The organism is Kitasatospora sp. NPDC041988 (genome assembly GCF_055588525.1).
The window spans coordinates 1-19,724 of the sequence record NZ_JBVJCO010000014.1; the positions used below are offsets into that span (position 1 = coordinate 1).

At 73.2% G+C, this 19,724-nt stretch carries 21 protein-coding genes; 8 read left to right on the forward strand and 13 right to left on the reverse strand.

The features are described from left to right. Positions 1-227: 227 nt before the first annotated feature. The 5 genes from ACZ6NC_RS16135 to ACZ6NC_RS16155 all read right to left on the reverse strand — a co-directional run bounded on the left by ACZ6NC_RS16135 (position 228) and on the right by ACZ6NC_RS16155 (position 6,158). On the reverse strand, positions 228-1,739 hold the full coding sequence (locus tag ACZ6NC_RS16135; RefSeq protein ID WP_465733093.1) for a DHA2 family efflux MFS transporter permease subunit: 1,512 nt from the start codon (positions 1,737-1,739) through the stop codon (positions 228-230). 95 nt (positions 1,740-1,834) lie between these two features. Further along, positions 1,835-2,323, reverse strand: coding sequence for a MarR family winged helix-turn-helix transcriptional regulator (locus ACZ6NC_RS16140; protein ID WP_465733095.1), 489 nt, complete (start codon positions 2,321-2,323; stop codon positions 1,835-1,837). A gap of 133 nt (positions 2,324-2,456) precedes the next feature. Further along, positions 2,457-3,731: a hypothetical protein gene (locus ACZ6NC_RS16145; RefSeq protein WP_465733097.1), complete on the reverse strand. Its 1,275-nt coding sequence runs from the start codon at positions 3,729-3,731 to the stop codon at positions 2,457-2,459. A 183-nt stretch (positions 3,732-3,914) separates the two neighbouring features. Beyond that, positions 3,915-5,600 carry an RICIN domain-containing protein gene (locus ACZ6NC_RS16150; RefSeq protein WP_465733099.1) on the reverse strand — a complete coding sequence of 562 codons (1,686 nt, stop codon included), beginning with the start codon at positions 5,598-5,600 and terminating at the stop codon, positions 3,915-3,917. A gap of 318 nt (positions 5,601-5,918) precedes the next feature. Next, a complete protein-coding gene (locus tag ACZ6NC_RS16155) occupies positions 5,919-6,158 on the reverse strand; it encodes a chaplin (protein ID WP_465568007.1) in 240 nt (79 codons plus the stop codon). Positions 6,159-6,387: 229 nt separating this feature from the next. Here ACZ6NC_RS16155 and ACZ6NC_RS16160 point away from each other — a divergent pair, with 229 nt between their 5' ends. The 4 genes from ACZ6NC_RS16160 (at position 6,388) to ACZ6NC_RS16175 (ending at position 8,070) form a co-directional block, all read left to right on the forward strand. Next, entirely contained in the window at positions 6,388-6,639 is a 252-nt protein-coding gene (locus tag ACZ6NC_RS16160) for a chaplin (RefSeq protein WP_465733101.1), read from the forward strand. 314 nt (positions 6,640-6,953) lie between these two features. Further along, a complete protein-coding gene (locus ACZ6NC_RS16165) occupies positions 6,954-7,196 on the forward strand; it encodes a chaplin (RefSeq protein ID WP_465733103.1) in 243 nt (80 codons plus the stop codon). A 110-nt stretch (positions 7,197-7,306) separates the two neighbouring features. Further along, the gene (locus ACZ6NC_RS16170; RefSeq protein WP_465733105.1) at positions 7,307-7,579 is read left to right on the forward strand and encodes a chaplin; all 273 of its coding nucleotides are present in this window, start codon (positions 7,307-7,309) and stop codon (positions 7,577-7,579) included. Positions 7,580-7,698: 119 nt separating this feature from the next. Beyond that, complete coding sequence (locus ACZ6NC_RS16175) at positions 7,699-8,070, forward strand: hypothetical protein (RefSeq protein ID WP_465733107.1); 372 nt, start codon at positions 7,699-7,701, stop codon at positions 8,068-8,070. A gap of 135 nt (positions 8,071-8,205) precedes the next feature. Here the strand turns inward: ACZ6NC_RS16175 and ACZ6NC_RS16180 are convergent, their stop codons facing one another. Continuing rightward, entirely contained in the window at positions 8,206-8,862 is a 657-nt protein-coding gene (locus ACZ6NC_RS16180) for a hypothetical protein (RefSeq protein ID WP_465733109.1), read from the reverse strand. Between the two features lie 300 nt (positions 8,863-9,162). Between ACZ6NC_RS16180 and ACZ6NC_RS16185 the strand changes: the two genes are divergently transcribed. The 3 genes from ACZ6NC_RS16185 (at position 9,163) to ACZ6NC_RS16195 (ending at position 10,408) form a co-directional block, all read left to right on the forward strand. Beyond that, positions 9,163-9,507 (forward strand): rodlet layer protein, encoded by a 345-nt coding sequence (locus tag ACZ6NC_RS16185; RefSeq protein ID WP_465733111.1) that lies wholly within the window; start codon positions 9,163-9,165, stop codon positions 9,505-9,507. Positions 9,508-9,582: 75 nt separating this feature from the next. After that, complete coding sequence (locus ACZ6NC_RS16190; RefSeq protein WP_360182585.1) at positions 9,583-9,927, forward strand: rodlet layer protein; 345 nt, start codon at positions 9,583-9,585, stop codon at positions 9,925-9,927. 223 nt (positions 9,928-10,150) lie between these two features. Continuing rightward, on the forward strand, positions 10,151-10,408 hold the full coding sequence (locus ACZ6NC_RS16195) for a hypothetical protein (protein WP_465733113.1): 258 nt from the start codon (positions 10,151-10,153) through the stop codon (positions 10,406-10,408). A 110-nt stretch (positions 10,409-10,518) separates the two neighbouring features. Here ACZ6NC_RS16195 and hemB read toward each other — a convergent pair whose 3' ends face one another. The 7 genes from hemB to ACZ6NC_RS16230 form a co-directional block, all read right to left on the reverse strand. Then, positions 10,519-11,499 carry a porphobilinogen synthase gene (gene hemB / locus ACZ6NC_RS16200; protein ID WP_465733115.1) on the reverse strand — a complete coding sequence of 327 codons (981 nt, stop codon included), beginning with the start codon at positions 11,497-11,499 and terminating at the stop codon, positions 10,519-10,521. Positions 11,500-11,568: 69 nt separating this feature from the next. After that, entirely contained in the window at positions 11,569-13,236 is a 1,668-nt protein-coding gene (locus ACZ6NC_RS16205) for a bifunctional uroporphyrinogen-III C-methyltransferase/uroporphyrinogen-III synthase (RefSeq protein WP_465733117.1), read from the reverse strand. Beyond that, positions 13,233-14,243 carry a hydroxymethylbilane synthase gene (gene hemC / locus ACZ6NC_RS16210; protein WP_465733119.1) on the reverse strand — a complete coding sequence of 337 codons (1,011 nt, stop codon included), beginning with the start codon at positions 14,241-14,243 and terminating at the stop codon, positions 13,233-13,235. The genes ACZ6NC_RS16205 and hemC overlap by 4 nt, the downstream gene beginning before the upstream one ends. A gap of 41 nt (positions 14,244-14,284) precedes the next feature. Continuing rightward, on the reverse strand, positions 14,285-15,622 hold the full coding sequence (locus ACZ6NC_RS16215) for a glutamyl-tRNA reductase (RefSeq protein WP_465733121.1): 1,338 nt from the start codon (positions 15,620-15,622) through the stop codon (positions 14,285-14,287). Between the two features lie 31 nt (positions 15,623-15,653). Continuing rightward, positions 15,654-16,556, reverse strand: coding sequence for a redox-sensing transcriptional repressor Rex (locus ACZ6NC_RS16220; protein ID WP_465733123.1), 903 nt, complete (start codon positions 16,554-16,556; stop codon positions 15,654-15,656). A 101-nt stretch (positions 16,557-16,657) separates the two neighbouring features. After that, positions 16,658-17,491, reverse strand: a complete 834-nt coding sequence (locus ACZ6NC_RS16225; protein WP_465733125.1) for a 3'-5' exonuclease — start codon at positions 17,489-17,491, stop codon at positions 16,658-16,660. Positions 17,492-17,687: 196 nt separating this feature from the next. Beyond that, entirely contained in the window at positions 17,688-17,972 is a 285-nt protein-coding gene (locus ACZ6NC_RS16230) for a glutaredoxin family protein (RefSeq protein ID WP_465733126.1), read from the reverse strand. 119 nt (positions 17,973-18,091) lie between these two features. Between ACZ6NC_RS16230 and ACZ6NC_RS16235 the strand changes: the two genes are divergently transcribed. Next, positions 18,092-19,099, forward strand: coding sequence for an HAD family hydrolase (locus ACZ6NC_RS16235; RefSeq protein ID WP_465733128.1), 1,008 nt, complete (start codon positions 18,092-18,094; stop codon positions 19,097-19,099). Positions 19,100-19,724: the final 625 nt, after the last annotated feature.

Below are 19,724 nucleotides of genomic sequence, written 5' to 3' on the forward strand. Positions count from 1 at the left end.
CCCGACGGGCTGGAGTTGGGAGGGGGTGGGGCCCTGTCTTTCCCCTTCACGCCAAGGAGGGTCCGCCCCCCCCCCCCCACCCCCCCTCCCCCCCCCCCCCGCACGGGAGGTGCCCCCGCCCGCCGCGCCGAACGGACGGGCCGCCGGTCACCCCGGCGGCCCGTCGCTGTGTGGCTGTGTGACTGTGTGGCTGTGCGTCAGAAGATCCGCGCCTCAGAGCAGGGACTTCAGAGCATCGGCGCGGCCGGCCGGTCGGCGGCCGGGCGGGCGGGCCTCAGGACGACCGCGGTGAGCACCAGGGCCACCGTCAGCAGCCCGGCCGCTACCGCGAAGGCGAGCCGGAAGCCGCCGGTGAGGGCCTCCGCGGTCGAGTGGCCGGCCGCGGTCAGGGCGGCGCCGCGGGAGGTGGCCAGGGTGGTGAGGACGGCGACGCCGAGGGCGGCGCCGACCTGCTGAGTGGTGTTGAAGAGGCCGGAGGCGGTGCCCGCGTCGGCCGCGCTCGCGCCGGACATGCCCAGTGCGGTGAGGCCGGAGAGCACCAGCCCGCCGCCGCCGACCAGCAGCATCGTCGGCAGCAGGTGGACGACGTAGTCGGCGTCGGCCGGCAGTCGGGTGAGCAGCCCGAGCGCGGCGACCAGCAGCGCCAGCCCGGCGAGCAGGACGTTGCGCTCGCCGAAGCGGGCGTTCAGCCGGGCGGAGAGCAGCAGCGAGACGGCGCCGATGGCGATGGCCGCCGGAAGCATCGCCAGGCCGGTGGCGGCGGCGCCGTAGCCGAGCACGTTCTGCAGGTAGAGGGCGACGAGGATCTGGAAGCCGAACATCCCCGAGATGGTCAGGATCTGCACGACGTTGGCGCCGGCGACGGTGCGGGAGCGGAACATCCGCAGCGGCAGCAGCGGGTGGGCGGTGCGGGCCTGGCGCAGCAGGAAGGCGGCCAGCAGGGCGCCGGAGAGCGCGCCGAGGCCGAGGGTGCGGGCGGAGGTCCAGCCGTGCTCGCCGGTGCCGACGACGGTGTAGATGCCGAGCATCAGGGAGGCGGTGATCAGGACGGCGCCCAGGGCGTCGGCGCCGGCCCGCAGGCCGGGGCCGCGGTCGGCGTCGAGCACCCGGACGGCGAGCAGGGCGGCGGTGAGGCCGAGCGGCAGGTTGACCAGGAAGATCCAGTGCCAGTTGAGGGCCTCGGTGAGGACGCCGCCGAGGACCTGGCCGATCGAGGCGCCGGTCGCGCCGACGAAGCTGAAGGCGCCGATCGCACGACCGCGCTCGCCCGGCTCGGGGAAGAGCGTGACGATCATGCCGAGGCTGACCGCGGAGGCCATCGCGCCGCCGACGCCCTGCAGGAACCGGGCGGCGATCAGCACACCCTGGCCGGTGGCGACGGCGCAGAGCAGCGAGGCGGCGGTGAAGAGCGCGAGCCCGGCGACGAACACCTTCTTGCGGCCGATCAGGTCGCCGAGCCGGCCGGCCAGCAGGAGCAGGCCGGCGAACGCGATCAGGTAGGCGTTGACCGTCCAGGTCAGGCCGGCGGGCGTGAAGCCGAGGTCGGCCTGGATGGCCGGCAGGGCCACGGTGACGATGGAGCCGTCCAGGATGATCATCAGCATTCCCGCGCAGAGCACCGCGAGGGCGAGCGCGCGGGAGCGGGCGGGGGCCGCCGGGCTCGGGGCGGACGCGGTCGGGGCGGACGCGGTCGGCGCGGCCTTGCGCGGGGCGGGCGCGGTCGGGGCGTGCGTGGTCATGGTGGGTCTCCCGGTTCGTCGAGTACCGGGTATGACACTAACAGATGGTTTTGTTCGGGACTATCTTTCTCGGGAAGGTCTTGTTGGGTCCTCACTCAGCCCCGGGAGCGGCGGGCCCGCCGGACCGTCCGGTCGCTCTCCACCGGCTCCGCCAGGTGCCCGTCCACCAGCCGCGACAGCGCCGAGACGAAGGCCGTCCGCTCCGGGTCCGGCAGCGACTCCAGCACCTCGCGGTGGACCCGGTCGGCGATCGCGGTGCCCTGCTCGACAGCCCGCTCGCCCGCCTCGGTCACCGAGATGATCCGGGCCCGGCGGTCGGTGGCGGACGGCCGGCGCTCGGCGAGGCCGGCCTTCTCCAGCTCGTCGACGGTGACGACCATGGTGGTCTTGTCCAGGTCGGCCAGCTCGGCCAGCTGGATCTGGGTGCGCTCGGCCTCCATCGCGTGGAAGAGCACGCAGTACGCGCGCGGGGTGATCCCGAGCTCGGTGAAGGCGGCCGCCATCCGGGTCGCCAGCACGTGGCTGGCGTGGTCCAGCAGGCCGGAGAGGTCGCGGATCTGGCGCACGGGCGGGCTCGTCGTCATACGTCCGAGCGTAGCAAGGCAGTCTCCCGGCAGATGATCCCGTGAACAACCAAATGCGCCGCGCCCGGCAGCACACCCCCATCCAGCAGCACACCCCGCCCGACGGAACGCGCCGCCCGACGGAACGCCCGGTTTACGGAATGCCCAGCTCGAACAGCGCGTACCCCGCGTACCAGCCGGCCGCCAGCGACGGCACCGCGAAGAGGCCGATCAGGGAGGGCAGCCGCACCCGGCGCAGGGCGATCGCCAGGCCGATGAAGAGCGGGAAGGCGGGCAGCAGGTAGCGCGAGATGTTGCTGAAGATCTGGTTGCTGCTCAGCGCGGTGAAGACGGTCAGCAGCGTGTAGACCACCAGCACCAGCGGTGGCCGGACGCGCAACAGCAGCACCAGCAGGCCGGGCAGGGCGATCAGCAGCCCCACCGCGATGAGGTCCGGCACCGGGTTGGACTGCCAGAAGGTCCAGTGCCCGGTGATCACGTCCAGGAAGGTGCGGGAGGTGGAGGCGCCCCAGTCGAAGTAGCGGTTCCAGGCGCCGCGCTGGAGCTTGAAGTAGCCGCCCCAGTCGCCCATCCGGTAGCCGACCCAGGCGACGTACCAGAGCAGACCCCAGGGGGTGATCAGCATCGCGGTCAGGGGGCGCGCGATTCCGTCCCTACGCCGGACGAGTGCCACCAGCGCCGCGATCGAGACGGCCGCGATCAGCGCGGCCGCGGTCGGCCGGTTGAGGCCGGCCGCGAGGGCCAGCAGACCGGCGGCCACCCAGCGGCGCGTCATCACGCAGTAGCAGGCCCAGGCGGAGATCGCGACGAAGAGCGAGTCCGAGTAGACCGCCCACTCCACCCCCGAGCCCGGGAAGAGACCCCAGATCACCGCGGCGGTCACGCCCGCCCGGAAGCCGCCCAGCCGCTCGGCGATCGCGAAGATCCCGGCCGCCGCGACGAACGAGGCGATCACCGAGACGAGGATCCCGGAGCCGTACGGGCCGAGGCCGGTCACCGCGCCGACCAGCCGCATCAGCCACGGGTACAGCGGGAAGAACGCCGCCGAGTTCTCGTGGTACGTGGCCAGCGGGCCGAAACCGTGCAGCCGGATCAGCTGCGGGTCGTAACCGTTCTCGGCGATCCGCTGGTACCAGATGCCGTCCCAGGTACCGAGCACGTCCCAGGGCTGGGCACCGCCGCCGCGGCCGACCTCCTTCTTGAGGAAGTCCCCGGTGTGCGAGAGCAGCAGCATGAAGACGGCCAGGCCGACCGCCTTCACCACCGCGTACGCGCCGAGCGCGGGCGCGAAGCGGTCCACCGCGGCGGAGAACCGGCCCTGGCCCTCGGCCCCGTCGGGCCGATCGCCGGCACCGGACGGCTCCGCGCTCGCCGGCTCCGTACTCGATGTGCTCGCTGCCGTGCTCATCAGCTCGGGACTCCCTCCCCCGCTCGTGGTCGGCGCGGCCGTCCAACGCTCCGCCGCCGGGCGAGCCTACGTCACGGGGGTTCGACCACCCGCGTCAACCTTCCGTGCAGGACTCCCGGAACCGCCGCCGCCCGGTTGGGGGCGGCGGCGGGGTGGTGACCGGTGGGCGGCCTGGCCGGGCCGTCAGCCGTGCAGGTAGACGATGCCGAGCTTGGTGAGCTGCCAGAGCTGGTTGGCGGCGCCGGTGTCGGCGGCGAGCTCGACGAGCTGGTTGCCCTTGGCGTCGAGGTTGCCGCTCGCGGTGGCGACCTTGGACTGGTCCTGGGAGTCGGCCAGCTTGTAGAGGCCGTTGCCGGCCGGCTTGAAGACCCAGTGCTGGTTCCCGCCGCCGTTGCAGCCCCACTGCTGGAGGCGGGTGCCGGGGGCGGTGGAGGCGGCGTTGGCGTCCAGGCACATGTCCCGGTTGCCGCTGAAGTCGACCTCGTAGCCGCCGCCCTGCTTGATCTCCAGGACGAAGGACTGGTTGAGCCCGCCGGTGGCGTTGTAGGTGATGGCGGAGCGGCCGTTGGTGGAGTCGCCGTAGGTGCCGCCGCCGGAGAGGTCGAGCGCCTTGCCGTTGGCGGAGTTGGTGAGCTGGTACCAGGCGCCGTCCTCGGGCACGTCGGCGAACGGCTTGCCGGGGGTGAGCGGCTGGATGGACGTGGTGTTCTGCTGGTTGAGGGTGCAGTAGGCCTGCTGCTGGTCGGGCTTGGCGTAGAACTGGGCCAGGCAGACTCCTTCGCCGCGGTAGCCGGCCACCCGCAGGTGGTACGACTGGCGGACCATGTTCATGCAGAGGCCGGGGATGCCGATCTGCGAGTCGCAGCCGTTGCGCACCCATTCCGAGAGGTTGATGACGTCCCCGTTGCTGTACTCGTACGGGGAGCTGGTCCACTCGGCGCAGACCTCGTGGCCGAAGGCGACCCGCCGCTGGTCCAGGTACCGGACACCGGGCACCTGTTCGGCCGCGGCGCGCAGGGTGTCGCTGAAGACCGGCACCACCCAGTTGTGGCCCCAGGCGAGGTCCTCGGGGAAGGCCGGGCAGCCGTCGGCGACCTTGCCGAGGTAGTCGTTGCGGCGGATGTCCGGGGTGATCGGGTTGAAGTACGACTGGTAGACCAGCTGGTAGGCGTTGTCGGCGTAGCCGGCCTTCCGCATGGTCTGGCGGATGTCCTGCAGCGCGGCGACCACCTTGGGCTGGACCTTCTTGGCCCGCTGGGCGATCTCGTCGCTGCCGATGGTGTCGCGGCAGCCCTGGTCCTTGGGGACCGGGAAGTACTGCGCCAGGCAGTGCATCATGATCCCGCTGAAGTCGAAGTCGTCGTTGGCGCCGATCGTGACGACGACCATCTTGACGTCGTACTTGCCTGCCACCTCGGCGAGTTGGACGTCCTGCTTGCGCTCGCCGAAGTCGCCGCTGCCGCCACCGGTGATCCTGGCCAGCTCGGGGTCGCTGACCAGGTCACCGGTCTGGGCGCCGGAGCAGGCCAGGTCGACCGGGGTGACATCGGGGATGCCGGTGACGAAGATCTCCGACTTGGGGTGGCGGTGGCAGTAGTTGGTGGGGCTGTCGGTCTCGGGGAAGTAGCCGTCGCCGGTGTCGGTGCCGGCCCCCTCCCCGGAGATGGCGCTGTCGCCGAGGGCGACGATCGCGGCCGGGCGGGTGGTGCCGGCGGCCGCGGCGGCCGGTCCGGAGTCGGCGAGGGCGGCGGGGGCACCGGCCAGGCCGAGGGTGGCGACGAGGGCGCCCGTCGCCAGCAGCGCGCCGTACGGGGAGCGGCGCGCAACCGACCGGAACCGCCGCGCACCTGACAATCTTGACCTGATCACACGCGACTCCTTGCGGGGTGGGGGACCGCCCGACCGGGGGCGCCGGGCGGCTCGGAGCAAAGAAGGTGAGCAGGTCTCATATTCTAAGTACTGACAAGTAACGCAACAAGGCTTGTGACGGCACCGGGAATTGACACGCGTACGGCCACTCGCCCAGCCCGGCGCAGGCCCTGACCCAGCCCCGCCCAGCGCCCGCAGAGCACCGACGCGGCCGCCCGTACAGCGCCGGCGCAGCACCCGGAATGCGGAGAGCCGCCGCCCCGCGCCCCAGGAGGGAAGCGCGGAACGGCGGCTCGCGCCGGCCGAACCGGGCGCAGGTCAGCCCGCGTTGACGCAGTGGTTGCCGAACGCGGGGTTCAGCAGACCGATCACGTTGATGGTGTTGCCGCAGAGGTTGACCGGGATGTGGACCGGAACCTGGACCTGGTTGCCGGAGATGACGCCGGGGGAACCCGCGGCGACACCCTCGGCGCCGGAGCTGGCCATCGCGGTGCCGGCACCGGCCGCCACGATGCCTACCACGGCGGCACCGACGGCGGCCGTCTTCTTGATGCTCATAGGAGCCTCCTGACTAATCGACAGAGATGCACGGGGAGTGCGACATCTAGAACGACACCCGCCCGACCCGGTTGCGACGGCACACCCTTTGTCACCCAAGTGGCCTAACCGAACCGGCGCCAGGCATTCGGGTGATCACCCGGCCCGACCGTTTCCCCCCGGGCGCTTCCTCGTTCTCCCTGGCGGAACACGCTCCACCCAGGCCCTCCAGACGAATCGAGTACCGCACATGCGCAAGCTCGCCCACGGCGCCCTCGGCACCGCGGCCACCGCCGCCATGCTGGCCGCCGGCGCCGGCGTCGCCTCCGCCCACCACATCCACGGCGCGTCCGCCGAGGGTGTCGCGGCCGGCTCGCCCGGGGTGGCCTCGGGCAACGGGATCGAGATCCCGGTGCACGTGCCGGTGAACCTGTGCGGCAACTCGGCCAACCTGGTCGGCCTGCTCAACCCGGCGTTCGGCAACCACTGCGCCAGCGCCTGACCCAGCCCCGAACGGCCGCCCGGCCCACCTCGCCGGGCGGCTCATCGACTCCGGGAGATCCGCCGCCGGTCCGAGCCCGTCCGGAATTGCTCCTGGTCGCGCGTCTGCGCGAATTGTCCCGGCCGTGCGGGAACAATTCGCGACGTGCGGTGACGCGGCCGCCGTCCATCGCCCAAGCCACGGGCGACACGCGCCACTTGGGCCGCCAGAGTGACAATCACGGCATTTCCAGAAGCCAGCGGGCGATGATTCACCTTCGCCCGGCTCCCGACTAATTCCATTTACGGTCGGGCAGAAAACGGAGGAAGAACCCCATGCGTAACCTCAAGAAGGCCGCCGCCCTGTCCCTCGCCGCCGCCGGCCTGGTCGTCGGTGCGGCCGGCGGTGCGTTCGCCAGCTCCGGCGCCGAGGGCGTCGCCGCCGGCTCCCCCGGTGTGCTCTCCGGCAACCAGATCCAGATCCCGGTGCACATCCCGGTCAACGTCTGCGGCAACTCCATCGGTGTCGTCAGCATCCTGAACCCGGCGTTCGGCAACCACTGCACCAACATCGGCTGAACCGGCGGTCGCCGCACCGGCGACAGCTGCTTCACCGAGTCCGTGCCGCGCCCCGCCGACCGCGGGGTGCGGCCCGCTCAACCCGTGTGTGATCGAGGAGATCAACCCCCATGCAGAACGTGAAGAAGGCCGCCGTCCTCTCCGCCGCCGCCGCCGGCCTGGTGATGGGCGCGGCCGGTGCCGCCTCCGCCAGCTCCGGCGCCGAGGGCGTCGCCGCCGGGTCGCCCGGTGTGCTCTCCGGCAACCAGCTCCAGGTCCCGGTGCACATCCCGATCAACCTGTGCGGCAACTCCGTCGACGTGATCGGCGCCCTGAACCCGGCGTTCGGCAACAGCTGCGCCAACGTGGAAGCGCACCCGCACCACGACTCGGACGACTGCTGATCCCCGATCGGCACGCATTCCGGCCGAACTGCCCCCCGACCAGCCGGCCGGGGGGCAGTTCGGCATGCCCGGGCGCAGTCCAGCCGCCCGGGGACCCGATCCCCCCGAAGGTGATTCGCATGGTTTCGAAGAAGAGCGGGGCCGGCCTCGCCGCCGCCCTGGGCGCCGCGATGCTGCTCGGCGCCGGTGCCGGCACGGCGCACGCGGCGCCGGCCGCCGGCGGCGCCGGCCTGGCCAAGACCGACCTCGCCCAGGCGCTCGGCGGTACGACCGCCGGCCTCGGCTACGGCATCGCGCCGGTCAAGGACCTCCGTCTGGACCCGTGGGCCAACTCCTCGGCCGACGTGCTGAACAACGGCGCCACCGTCCAGCCGGACAACTCCGGCCTGGCGCCGGTCTCCACCAGCACGCTGACCGGCCCGCTGAGCGCCGGCGGCGGGCCGCGGGACCTGCCGGTCGTCGGGCAGGTGCTCGGCGCCCTGCCCGGCTGAGCCCGGGAGCGGACGCACCGGCAGCCGACGCACCGGCAGCGGACGCACCCGCAGCAGGCACGCGGGAGCCCGGTACCCCCGTCCGTCCGGACCGGCCTGGACGGGGATACCGGGCTCTCGCGCGGGTGGAATCGCTCAGAGCTGGGCGAGACCGGCCAGGCCGGTCTGCTGCACCACGCCGGTGGTGGTCGCCGTGGTGGTCGCGGCCAGGTCCCCCACCGAGTCGGTGACGGAGATCCGCTCGTCCTCGTTGCCGAGGGTGGCCTTGGCGCCGGGGACGGCCTGGACCGCGCCGGTGATCAGCCGCGGGTCGATCTCGTCCACCTTGAGCGCACCGTCGGCGAGCTGCCCGGTGCCGTCCTGGGCGAGCGCGAGCGGCTTGCCGAGGCCGATCCCCGGGGTGTCGGCGTGCAGCGGCGCGGCCGGGGCCTCCAGCAGCAGCTCGCCGAGGTCGGCGCCCCGGTCGACCAGCGGCAGCGGCAGCTCGGCCTTGGCCGTCGGGCCGACCTTGCCGGTGCCGAGCGCCGGCACGATCCGCTCCGGGAGGAGCTCGTTGCCGGTGGTGCGGCCGGGCACGGCCGGCATCACCAGGGAGGTCGGGATGCCGCCGGAGATCCGGCTGTCCAGCGGAGCGAGCGGCACGTCCACCGGGACCTGCTGGGTGCCCAGCCTGTCCTCCAGGGCCCCGACCTGGTCGGGGCTGACCGCGGCGGCGGACGCCGCTCCCTGGGAGGCGAGCACGCCCGCACCGACCGCCAGCAGCATCGCGCCGGCCCGCTTGGAGAACTTCATGCTTTTCACCGTTCTGCCTGTCCGTACTGGAGATCTGGGGAGACGGCTGCGCGGGCGCAGCCGGAAAGCAATCTGTCTCAACGAGACACCCGGAGCCCGGATTGCGGCGGTTAACCGGTTCGGCCTAATAATCCGACCGGAAAGCCCCGATCGCCGCGCCTCCCGGACTCTTTTCAAAAATCCCCGTAACCTTCCGTGCCGTCATTCTTTGATCTGAATGTCAGTGACCGCAGACCGGGTCTGAGCGTTGTACGCGTTGTACGCACGGAAACCAAAAGCTTTTCAGAGAGGGATCTCCCCATGATCCAGAAGTCCTTCGCCGCCGCCGGCCTGGCCGTCGCCGCACTGGCCGCCGCCGCGGCGCCGGCCTCGGCCATCGCGGACTCGGACGGCTCCGCCGCGTCCCTCCAGGGCAACGGCGGCACCAACTTCACCGGCACCGTCGGTGACAACAGCCCGAACTTCCACTTCCTGGACAACGCGAACGTCTGCCTCCCCGAGATCCACAACATCGCCGTCGGCGTGCTCGGGGTGGCCGTCCCGGTCGAGGTCCCGATCGCCAACAGCGGTGGCAAGCAGTACTGCACCCAGGGCCAGGGCACCCAGACCAAGGGCGACGCCGGCGTCTCCCACCTGGTCGGCTGACCCGCCTCCCCGCACCACCCCCCTGAACCACCCTTCGAATCGCTCCCCGATTCAACCCCGAGAGGAAAACCAGAAATGATCAAGAAGACCCTCGCCGCCGCCGGCCTGGCCGCCGCCGCCATCGCGATGTCCGCGGGTTCGGCCTCCGCCATCGCCGACTCGGACGGCTCGGCCGTTTCCGCCCAGGGCAACGGCGGCACCAACCAGACCGGCACCCACGGCAACGGCTCGCCGAACTTCCACACCCTGGACAACGCGAACGTCTGCCTGCCCGAGGTGCACAACATCGCGGTCGCCGTCATCGGTGTCGCGGTTCCGGTCGAGGTCCCGGTCCTCAACAGCACCCCGAAGCAGATCTGCAACGTCGGCCAGAACACCCAGTCCTCGGGCGACGCGGGTGTCTCGCACCTGATCGGCTGATCCAGGGGCATGGCGCGGACGGAGGGCCCGGGGACGTCTCCCCGGGCCCTCCGGGCTTTGATGCGATCAACTGTCCGGCCGGACCGCCTCGTTCGGGCGTGGCCCGGCCGGGTGACAGGCCGTCCGTCCCGGCGCGTGGGGCGCCGGGACGGACGGCAGCGTGTGTTCACGTGATCAGTGGCAGAGCGCTCCGAACGAGCGCTCCGAACGAGAGGGCAGATCCATGAAGAGCAAGCTGGGCAAGGCCGCGCTGACCGCCTTCGGCGCACTGGCGCTCGCGGGTGTCGCCACCCCGGCGTTCGCGCACGTCGGCCTGGCCGGCGGTGGCGAGTTCGTCGCCTCGGCCCACCCGGTGTTCGCCGCCGGCGAGTGGTGGGGCCTGGCCCACACCTCGCACATCCACAGCGGTGCGCACGGCTGGGGCGCCGCCACCTCCACCGACGCGCTCGGCGGCGTGGAGGGCTTCGCCCACGTCGGCTGACGTCCGGGCGTACGACGAAGGCCGGGCCCTTCCTCCGCGGGAGGGGCCCGGCCTTCGTCCGCGTACGGGACTACCGGACTACCGGACGACCGGACGACCGGACGACCGGACTACTTGAGCATCGCGGCGGCCTCGACCGCCCAGTAGGTCAGGATCTGCCCGGCCCCGGCCCGGCGGATCGAGGTCAGCGTCTCCAGGATCATCCGCTCGCGGTCGATCCAGCCGTTCGCCGCGGCCGCCTCGACCATCGCGTACTCGCCGGAGACCTGGTAGGCCGCCACCGGCACCGGCGAGGCGTCGGCCACCTGCCGCAGGATGTCCAGGTAGGCCATGGCCGGCTTGACCATCACCAGGTCGGCGCCCTCGGCGAGGTCCTGCTCCAGCTCGCGCAGCGCCTCCCGGGCGTTGGCCGGGTCCTGCTGGTAGCTCTTGCGGTCGCCCTTCAGCGAGGAGCCGACCGCCTCCCGGAACGGGCCGAAGAACGCCGAGGCGTACTTGGCGGTGTAGGCGAGGATGCCCACGTCCTGGTGCCCGGCCTCGTCCAGGGCCCTGCGGATCACCGCGATCTGGCCGTCCATCATTCCGGACGGGCCGACCAGGTGGACGCCGGCGTCCGCCTGGACCCGGGCCATCTCGGCGTAGCGCTCCAGCGTCGCGTCGTTGTCCACGCTGCCGTCGGCGGCCAGCACGCCGCAGTGGCCGTGGTCGGTGTACTCGTCCAGGCAGAGGTCCGACATCACGACCAGGGAGTCGCCGACCTCGGAGACCACGTCCCGGATCGCCTGCTGGAGGATGCCGTCCGGGTTGGTGCCCTCGCTGCCGACCGCGTCCTGCACCGCCGGCACGCCGAACAGCATGACCCCGCCCAGGCCCGCCTCGGCGGCCTCGACCGCGGCCTTGCGCAGGGTGTCGCGGGTGTGCTGGACCACGCCCGGCATCGACGTGACCGGCACCGGCGCGCTGACGCCCTCACGGACGAACAGCGGCAGGATCAGCTCCGCCGGGTGCAGCCGGGTCTCGGCGACCAGCCGGCGCATCGCCGGGGTCGTGCGGAGCCGGCGGGGGCGAACGTACGGGAATTCAGCGGACACGGCTTCTCTCTCCGAACGGTTGTGCAGCGCCGGGGGCGACGGGGTTGCCGCCCCCGGCGGGGAGGATTCTCAGCGGGCCTTGCGACGCGAGCCCGGACGGCGCTCGCTGGGCCGGTAGACCGGCTCGCCCGCCGCGGTCGCGGCGTCGCGGCGCTTGGCCCCGAAGTCTGCCAGCGCCTGGGCCAGTGCGGCCGCCGACGGGGCCGGAGCCATCACGTCGACCCGCAGGCCGTGCTCCTCGGCGGTCTTCGCGGTGGCCGGGCCGATGCAGGCGATGACCGTCACGTTGTGCGGCTTGCCGGCGATGCCGACCAGGTTGCGCACGGTCGAGGACGAGGTGAAGAGCACCGCGTCGAAGCCGCCGCCCTTGATCGCCTCACGGGTCTCGGCCGGCGGCGGCGAGGCGCGCACCGTCCGGTACGCCGTCACGTCGTCGACCTCCCAGCCCAGCTCGACCAGGCCGGCCACCAGGGTCTCGGTGGCGATGTCGGCGCGCGGCAGCAGCACCCGGTCGATCGGGTCGAACACCGGGTCGTACGGCGGCCAGTCCTCCAGCAGCCCGGCCGCGGACTGCTCGCCGGACGGTACGAGGTCGGGCTTCACACCGAAGTCCACCAGGGCCTGCGCGGTGGTCTCGCCGACCGCCGCGACCTTGATCCCGGCGAACGCCCGGGCGTCCAGGCCGTACTCCTCGAACTTCTCGCGGACGGCGCGCACCGCGTTCACCGAGGTGAAGGCGATCCACTCGTAGCGGCCGGTGACCAGGCCCTTGATCGCCCGCTCCATCTGCTGCGGGGTGCGCGGCGGCTCGACCGCGATGGTCGGCACCTCCTGCGGCACCGCGCCGTACGAGCGGAGCTGCTCGGAGAGGCCGGTGGCCTGCTCCTTGGTCCGCGGCACCAGCACGTTCCAGCCGAACAGCGGCTTGGTCTCGAACCAGGAGTGCGAGGCGCGGTGGGCGACCTGCTCGCCCACCACGGCTATCACCGAGGTCGCCGGGTCCACCGGGGCGGAGACCGGAGAGGGCAGCACCCGGGCCGCCTTCAGGTCCGCCGCGATGGTGGCCAGGGTGGCGGTGAAGGTGCGCTGGCGGGTGGTGGTGCCGGAGAGCGTCGCGCTGAGCGCCGACTCCGGCTTGCGGCCGTTGGCGACCAGCGCGTTGGCGGTGGCCGGCAGCTGCCCCAGGGTGGTGCGGACGACCAGGGTGGTCTCCGGCGCGCCCAGGTCCACCGGGCTGCCGGCGAGCAGCGCGGCGCCGTCCACGAAACGGACGTCGGTGCCGGCCGTGCCGCGCAGCGGGACGCCCGCGTAGGCCGGTACGCCGACCGACTGGGCGACGCCCGGGATCACCTCGAACGGGATCCCGCCGCCCGCGCAGCTGAGCATCTCCTCGGCGGCGCAGCCGTCCAGGCCCGGGTCGCCGTCGACGGTACGGACCACGTGCTTGCCCGAGCGGACCGCCTCCGCGACCAGCTGGGCCAGGTCGAAGTCGGTGCCCTCGGCGGAGGGGGTGTGCACCTGCACACCGGCCGGACAGTGGCTGCGCACGGCGGCGGCCGTCAGCGGGTCGGCGACCAGGATGTCGGCCGAGGCCAGCACCTCGACCGCGCGCAGGGTCAGCAGGCCCGGGTCCCCGGGGCCCGCGCCCAGGAAGGTGCACCGTCCGGCGGCGGCCGGCCCGCCCGCGAACGGGCTGTCGGCCGGGAACGGCGTGTCGGTGGCGGTGGTGGGGCTCATCGGGCTCGCTCCCCCATCAGGGCGGCCGCGCCCGCGTCGAGCAGCCGGGCGGCAAGGGCGTGGCCGAGGGCCTTCGCCTGCTGCTCGGCAGTCTCGTCGAGGACGATCGGACCGTTGGCGGACATCTTCAGCAGGGTGGCGCCGTCGACGGTGCCGACCACGCCCTCCAGCCGCAGTTCGTACGGGTGGCCCCAGGTGGCCAGCGCGGCGACCGGCGCGGAGCAGCCGGCCTCCAGGGTGGCCAGCAGGGCACGCTCGGCGGCCACCGCGACCCGGGTGGGGAGGTGGTCCAGGGCCGAGAGCGCGGTGATCAGGTCCTGGTCGGCGGTGGTGCACTCGATCGCGAGCGCGCCCTGGCCGGGGGCCGGGAGCATCAGCTCCGGGTCGAGGTGCTCGGTGATCTCGGCGGCGCGGCCGAGCCGGTTCAGACCGGCGGTGGCCAGCACCACCGCGTCCAGCTCGCCGGAGGCGACGAAGCCGATCCGGGTGTCCACGTTGCCGCGGATCGCGACCGTCTCCAGTTGGGCGCCGCGGGCGCGGGCCCAGGCGTTCAGCTGGGCCATCCGGCGCGGCGAGCCGGTGCCGATCCGGGCGGTGTGCCCGGCGCCGGCCAGCTTCTCGACCAGCTCGTCCAGGGCCAGGCCCTCGCGCGCCACCAGGGCGTCGCGGGCGTCCTCGCGCTCGGGCACCGCGGCCAGCGCCAGGCCCGCGGGCTCGGCGGTGGGCAGGTCCTTCAGCGAGTGCACGGCGAAGTCGATCCGGCCGTCCAGCAGGGCGTCCCGCAGGGCGGAGACGAACACGCCGGTGCCGCCGATCTGTGCCAGCGCCTCCCGGGAGGTGTCGCCGTAGGTGGTGATCTCCACCAGCTCGACGGGGCGCCCGGTGAGCCGGGTCACCTCGCGGGCGACCATGCCCGACTGGGCCATGGCTAGCGCGCTGCGCCGGGTGCCGAGTCGCAGGGGTGCGGTGGCGGCCGGGGCCTGGTCGGTGAGCGGTTGACCATTCATGAGGTGATCGTCCCGGTGGTACTCGTGGGATGGCTGACGGTTCATCTGGCGCCCCCGCCCGAAGGCTGCTGGGTGCCGATCGGAGTGCCCGAGACCGCGTGCACGGCCGCCGGGTCGAGGTCGAACAGCTCGCGCAGCGCGTCCGCGTAGGACGCGCCGCCGGGCTCGGCGGCCAGCTGCTTCACCCGCACGGTCGGCGCGTGCAGCAGCTTGTCGACCACCCGGCGGACGGTCTGGGTGATCTCGGCGCGGGAGCGCTCGTCCAGACCGGGCAGCCGGGAGTCCAGTCGGCCCAGCTCGGCGGCGACCACGTCGGAGGCCATCGCCCGCAGCGCCACCACGGTGGGGGCGATCCGGGCGGCCCGCTGGGCGGCGCCGAAGGCGGCCACCTCGTCGGCGACGATGCCGGAGACCGCGTCCACGTCCCCGGCGCCGGGGGTGGCGGCGTGGGCGTGCGAGAGGCTCTCCAGGTCGACCAGGAGCGCGCCGGGCAGCTCGTGCACGGCGTGGTCGACGTCGCGCGGCATGGCGAGGTCGAGGAAGGCGAGCGGGGTGGTGCCACCGCGGGCGGCGACCGCCGCGGCGACGTCCTCGGCCCTGATCACCACGCCGGCCGCGCCGGTGCAGGAGATCACCAGGTCGACGTCGGCCAGTGCCTCGGGCACCTTGGCCAGCTCGACCGTCCGGGCCGCACCGGCACCGAGGATCTCGACCAGCCGCTCGGCGCGCTCGGGCGTCCGGTTGGCGATCAGCAGGTCGGTGACGCCGGAGCGGACCAGGGTGGCGGCGGCCAGCGAGCTCATCGAGCCCGCGCCGACCACCAGGGCCCGCTTGCCCGCGATCTCGCCGGCGCCGGCCGCGACCTGCTCCAGGCCGAAGGTCACCAGCGACTGGCCGGCCTTGTCGATGCCGGTCTCGCTGTGCGCGCGCTTGCCGACCCGCAGGGCCTGCTGGAACAGCTCGTTCAGGCCGCGCCCGGCGGTGTGCTCGTCCTGCGCCTTGGCCAGTGCGTCGCGCAGCTGGCCGAGGATCTGGCCCTCGCCGACCACCATCGAGTCCAGGCCGCAGGCCACCGAGAAGAGGTGGTGGACGGCGCGGTCCTCGTAGTGGACGTAGAGGTGGGAGGTCAGCTCCTCCAGGTCCACCCCACTGTGGTGGGCCAGCAGCAGCGACAGCTCGGCGACGCCGGCGTGGAACTTGTCCACGTCCGCGTACAGCTCGATCCGGTTGCAGGTGTTCAGCAGCGCGGCCTCGGCGACGGTCGCGGTGGCCGCCGCGTCGTGCAGCAGCCTGGTCGGGACGTCACCGGTCAGGGCGGCGCGCTCCAGCACGCCGACCGGGGCGGTGCGATGGCTCAGTCCTACGACGAGAAGACTCATGCCCGCCCCCTGGTGCCACGGATCTCGTTGCTCATGCCGGCATCACCGCGGAGAGCTCACCCTCGCCGCCCTTGCCGGGCTTGTTGGCCTTCGGCGCCGCCTCGGCGTCCTTGGCCGCCGGCTCGGCGGTGGTACGGGTCTTGCCGGAGCCGCCGGCGGCGCGGCGCAGCTTGGCGGCGGCCGCGCGGACCGGACCGGGGGCGCGGTCCAGCACCGACTCGGTGCGGTCGGGCTCCTCGCCGGCCTTGCGCTGCTCGTGGAAGGCCAGGATCTGCAGCTCGATGGAGAGGTCCACCTTGCGCACGTCCACGCCGTCCGGGACGGTCAGCACGGTCGGGGCGAAGTTGAGGATGCTGGTGACGCCGGCCTCGACCAGGCGGTCGCAAACCTGCTGGGCGGCGCCGGGCGGGGTGGTGATGACGCCGATCGAGACGTGCTGGCTCTCCACGATGGACTCCAGTTCGTCCATGTGGCGCACCGGCAGGCCGGCCGCGCTGCTGCCGACCACGGCCGGGTCGGCGTCCAGCAGGGCCGCCACCCGGAAGCCGCGGGAGGCGAAGCCGCCGTAGTTGGCGAGCGCGTGGCCGAGGTTCCCGATGCCGACGATGACGACCGGCCAGTCCTGGGTCAGGCCCAGCTCGCGGGAGATCTGGTAGACGAGGTACTCGACGTCGTAGCCGACACCGCGGGTGCCGTACGAGCCGAGGTAGGAGAAGTCCTTGCGCAGCTTCGCGGAGTTCACGCCCGCGGCGGCCGCCAGCTCCTCGGAGGAGACGGTCGGCACCGAGCGCTCGGAGAGCGCGGTGAGGGCCCGCAGGTAGAGGGGAAGACGGGCGACGGTCGCCTCCGGGATGCCCCGGGCACGCGAGGGTCGGCGCGCGGCGCCCTGGTCGGGCGTCTGCGAACTGCTCTGTGGTGATCGGCCGATTGCCACGGTGCTCCTGTGGGTGAAGCTGGGCTTTGGCAGCCAGGCTATGCGTTTGTGAACGTGTGCACAAAGATGGTGTCCGATTTGTCCCCGCACAGTGATGCGCATCACGCCGAAGACCCCATAGCACCGGACTCCTTCCGGGCCGCCGCCGGGGGCTGTGCGCCCGGTGTCCGGACGGGGTGCGCGGGCTCCCGCAGCGGCTCGGGCAGGCCCGCCGCCGACGGCCCGGACGCCGGGTCGCGGTGGAGCAGCGGGACGGACTCCCCGGACGGCAGGTCGCGGCGGAGCAGCGGAACGGACTCCCCGGACGGCCGGGAACGCGCCCGGCCCAGCCGCGGCCACGGCACCCGGGCCGCCTCGCGCAACGGCACCGCCCAGTCGTCCGGCGGGCAGGACGGTGCCCCCAGGCAGTGCCGCAGCAGCTCGGCCGTGGCCCGGGCGTCGCCCAGCGCGGTGTGCGCCGGGAACCGGCCCAGACCCGCCGCCTCCGCGCAGGCCACCAGGCCGAAACCGCGGGCCTGCGGCAGGTGCGCGCGCGCCAGCCGCATCGTGCAGAGCAGCGGGACCGGCGGCAGCGGCACGCCGATCCGAGCGAACTCGCGGTCCAGGAACGCGTGGTCGCAGGTCACGTGATGGCCGACCAGCACCCGGCCGGCCAGCAGCTCCAGCAGGTGCGGCGCGATCTCGCGGAACCGGGGGGCGCCCTCGACGTCGGCCTGGGCTATCCGGTGCACATGGGTCGGGCCGACCGGGCCCAACGGGTCCAGCAGGGTGCAGAACTCGGCCTCGGGACGCAGCGCCCCGTCCAGCAGCACCACGGCGACCTCGACCACCCGGTGCCGCCACGGGCTGCGGCCGGTCGCCTCCACGTCCACCACCGCGAACCCCCCGGCCCCGGCGGGGGCGACAGAGGTCCCAGGGGTCGGGACGGGAAGCATGGCGGCACTCCTCGCGTGCTCAGCCCCCCATGGGCGCAAACGAGTTCGATCGTAAGCCGACCAGCAGGGGGCTCCCCAGAGCGATCCCGGTTTTCTTCACAACGATTCGGCGAAGCGCCCCCGCCGACCGGCGGGGGCGGCGTCGGCAGTGAGCGGGAGCCGACCGGCGGCGCTCCGGGCGCGTACCGCCCGCCTCTCAGGCCCCGAGGGCGGCGCGCAGGCGGCGCTCGTCGACCCGCCAGAAGTCGTGCTGGCGGCCGTCGATCAGGGTGACCGGGATCTGCTCCCAGTACTTCCGGTACAGCTCCTCGTCCTGTGTGATGTCCCTCTCCTCGAAGGACGCACCGAGCTCACCGGTCACCCGGACGATCACCTCCCGGGCGTCGTCGCACAGGTGGCAGCCCGGCTTGCCGACCAGGGTCACGGTCCGCTCGGCCGGCTTCGGGCTCGGGTTCTTGTCACGTCGCAGCAGTGGGCTCACCCGGCCATTGTGCGCCCCTCTCACACCGACCCGGACCCACGGCCGGGCCGTCCGGTGTTCACCGCGCGGGCACGCCGCCGTCACGGCCTCTCCCGGCCCGGCTGGCTATGCTCGGTGCCATGGCCGTGCTCCGAAGGCTCACCCAGTCAAGGCGTTCCACCACCGCGCGGACCGCCCTGGCCGGCGAGGCCGCGGCCGAGGCGGCGGAGGCCGCCCTGCGGGCCGAGCCGGCCGTCGCCACCGCCCCCGCCGCGCCGGACGAGCAGGCCCCGGCAGCCGAGCAGGCCCCGGCGGCCGACCGGCCGGCGAAGGCCCCCAAGGCACCCGCCGGGAACCACACCCCCGAGCGGGACGACCCGCGCGCCGCCGCGTTCTTCGACTGCGACAACACCATCCTGCGCGGCGCCGCGATCTTCTACCTCGGCGTCGGCCTCTACCGCCGCGGCTTCCTCACCCGCCGTGACATCGCCCGGTTCGCCTGGCAGCAGACCTGGTTCCGGCTGCACGGCGCCGAGGACCCGGACCACATGGCCGACGCTCAGCACACCGCGCTCGGCCTGGTCGCCGGCAAGCGGACCGCCGACCTCGAAGCCATCTGCGAGGAGGTCTTCGAGCAGGTCGTCGCCGACAAGATCTGGCCCGGCACGCGCGCCCTGGTCCAGATGCACCTGGACGCCGGCCAGCGGGTCTGGCTGGTCACCGCCGCCCCGCTGGAGGTGGCCCGGGTCATCGCCCGCCGGCTCGGCATGACCGGCGCGCTCGGCACCGTGGCCGAGGCCGAGGGCGGCCTCTACACCGGCCGACTGGTCGGCGAGCTGCTGCACGGGCCCGCCAAGGCGGCCGCCGTCCGGGCGCTGGCCCGCCGCGAGCGGCTCGCACTGGACCGCTGCGCCGCGTACAGCGACTCGGCCAACGACATCCCGATGCTCTCGCTGGTCGGCCACCCGTACGTGGTGAACCCGGACGGCGCGCTGCGCCGGCACGCCCGGGCCCAGGGCTGGCGGGTGCGGGACTTCCGGACCGGGCGCAAGGCGGCCCGGGTGGGCCTGCCGGCGGCGGCCGCACTGGGCGTCGTCGCGGGCGCGGCGGCCGCCGGGGTCGCCCTGCACCGCCGCCAGCGCGCCTGACCCGCGCCCCGGACCAGACCCGGACCCGCCTGAAGCACGTCCTGGCCACGCCCTCGCCGTGCCGTGGCGCGCCGGGGCGACGGCTTCCCCTGGACGGGTGACCACCCGTCAATCCGCATGCTGACCAGGCCCCTCGTACGGGCGAACTCCCGTGTGGCGCAGGGCCGTCCGAGCCGGCCGAACGAACCTGTCATCCAGTGACCGGTTCTGATCGTTCGTCAGACGGGGAAAGTCAGGGGTTACCGAGGCCAATGACTGGGAAACCGCCCACCAGACCGCCGAATTGGTCACCCTATGCGCCTGTTCGATCACGTTGAGCCGGATGAACGATGACATCTTCGGTCAGTGTCAGCCGAATATGCATGCAATGCGGATCCTAAACGACCACTTCGACCACACGGTGTAGCTGTCATTGCACAAAGCGTTATTCTCTCCTGGATGCACGTCACCCACGCGCCCCTCCCGACCGGGCGGCGCGGACGTGCTCTCCGCGCAGGCGGAGGTGATCCGTCCACAGTTCTGCCTCTGGGAGTCCCGTGTACCCACCCGTCCGGAACGACGCGCCTGCACCCTCCCGCCCGTCGCCCGCGCCCCTGCGCTCCCGCACCAGCCTCCGCGGCCGCCC

Coding starts and splice junctions, on each gene's coding strand:
- ACZ6NC_RS16145 (WP_465733097.1), bottom strand. CDS start 3,731: ATGAGCACGGCAGCGAGCACATCGAGTACGGAGCCGGCGAGCGCGGAG.
- ACZ6NC_RS16215 (WP_465733121.1), bottom strand. CDS start 15,622: ATGAGTCTTCTCGTCGTAGGACTGAGCCATCGCACCGCCCCGGTCGGC.
- ACZ6NC_RS16205 (WP_465733117.1), bottom strand. CDS start 13,236: ATGAGCCCCACCACCGCCACCGACACGCCGTTCCCGGCCGACAGCCCG.
- ACZ6NC_RS16190 (WP_360182585.1), top strand. CDS start 9,583: ATGATCAAGAAGACCCTCGCCGCCGCCGGCCTGGCCGCCGCCGCCATC.
- ACZ6NC_RS16135 (WP_465733093.1), bottom strand. CDS start 1,739: ATGACCACGCACGCCCCGACCGCGCCCGCCCCGCGCAAGGCCGCGCCG.
- ACZ6NC_RS16235 (WP_465733128.1), top strand. CDS start 18,092: ATGGCCGTGCTCCGAAGGCTCACCCAGTCAAGGCGTTCCACCACCGCG.
- ACZ6NC_RS16175 (WP_465733107.1), top strand. CDS start 7,699: ATGGTTTCGAAGAAGAGCGGGGCCGGCCTCGCCGCCGCCCTGGGCGCC.
- ACZ6NC_RS16160 (WP_465733101.1), top strand. CDS start 6,388: ATGCGCAAGCTCGCCCACGGCGCCCTCGGCACCGCGGCCACCGCCGCC.
- ACZ6NC_RS16195 (WP_465733113.1), top strand. CDS start 10,151: ATGAAGAGCAAGCTGGGCAAGGCCGCGCTGACCGCCTTCGGCGCACTG.
- ACZ6NC_RS16155 (WP_465568007.1), bottom strand. CDS start 6,158: ATGAGCATCAAGAAGACGGCCGCCGTCGGTGCCGCCGTGGTAGGCATC.
- ACZ6NC_RS16170 (WP_465733105.1), top strand. CDS start 7,307: ATGCAGAACGTGAAGAAGGCCGCCGTCCTCTCCGCCGCCGCCGCCGGC.
- hemC (WP_465733119.1), bottom strand. CDS start 14,243: ATGAATGGTCAACCGCTCACCGACCAGGCCCCGGCCGCCACCGCACCC.
- ACZ6NC_RS16180 (WP_465733109.1), bottom strand. CDS start 8,862: ATGAAGTTCTCCAAGCGGGCCGGCGCGATGCTGCTGGCGGTCGGTGCG.
- ACZ6NC_RS16185 (WP_465733111.1), top strand. CDS start 9,163: ATGATCCAGAAGTCCTTCGCCGCCGCCGGCCTGGCCGTCGCCGCACTG.
- ACZ6NC_RS16225 (WP_465733125.1), bottom strand. CDS start 17,491: ATGCTTCCCGTCCCGACCCCTGGGACCTCTGTCGCCCCCGCCGGGGCC.
- ACZ6NC_RS16140 (WP_465733095.1), bottom strand. CDS start 2,323: ATGACGACGAGCCCGCCCGTGCGCCAGATCCGCGACCTCTCCGGCCTG.
- ACZ6NC_RS16165 (WP_465733103.1), top strand. CDS start 6,954: ATGCGTAACCTCAAGAAGGCCGCCGCCCTGTCCCTCGCCGCCGCCGGC.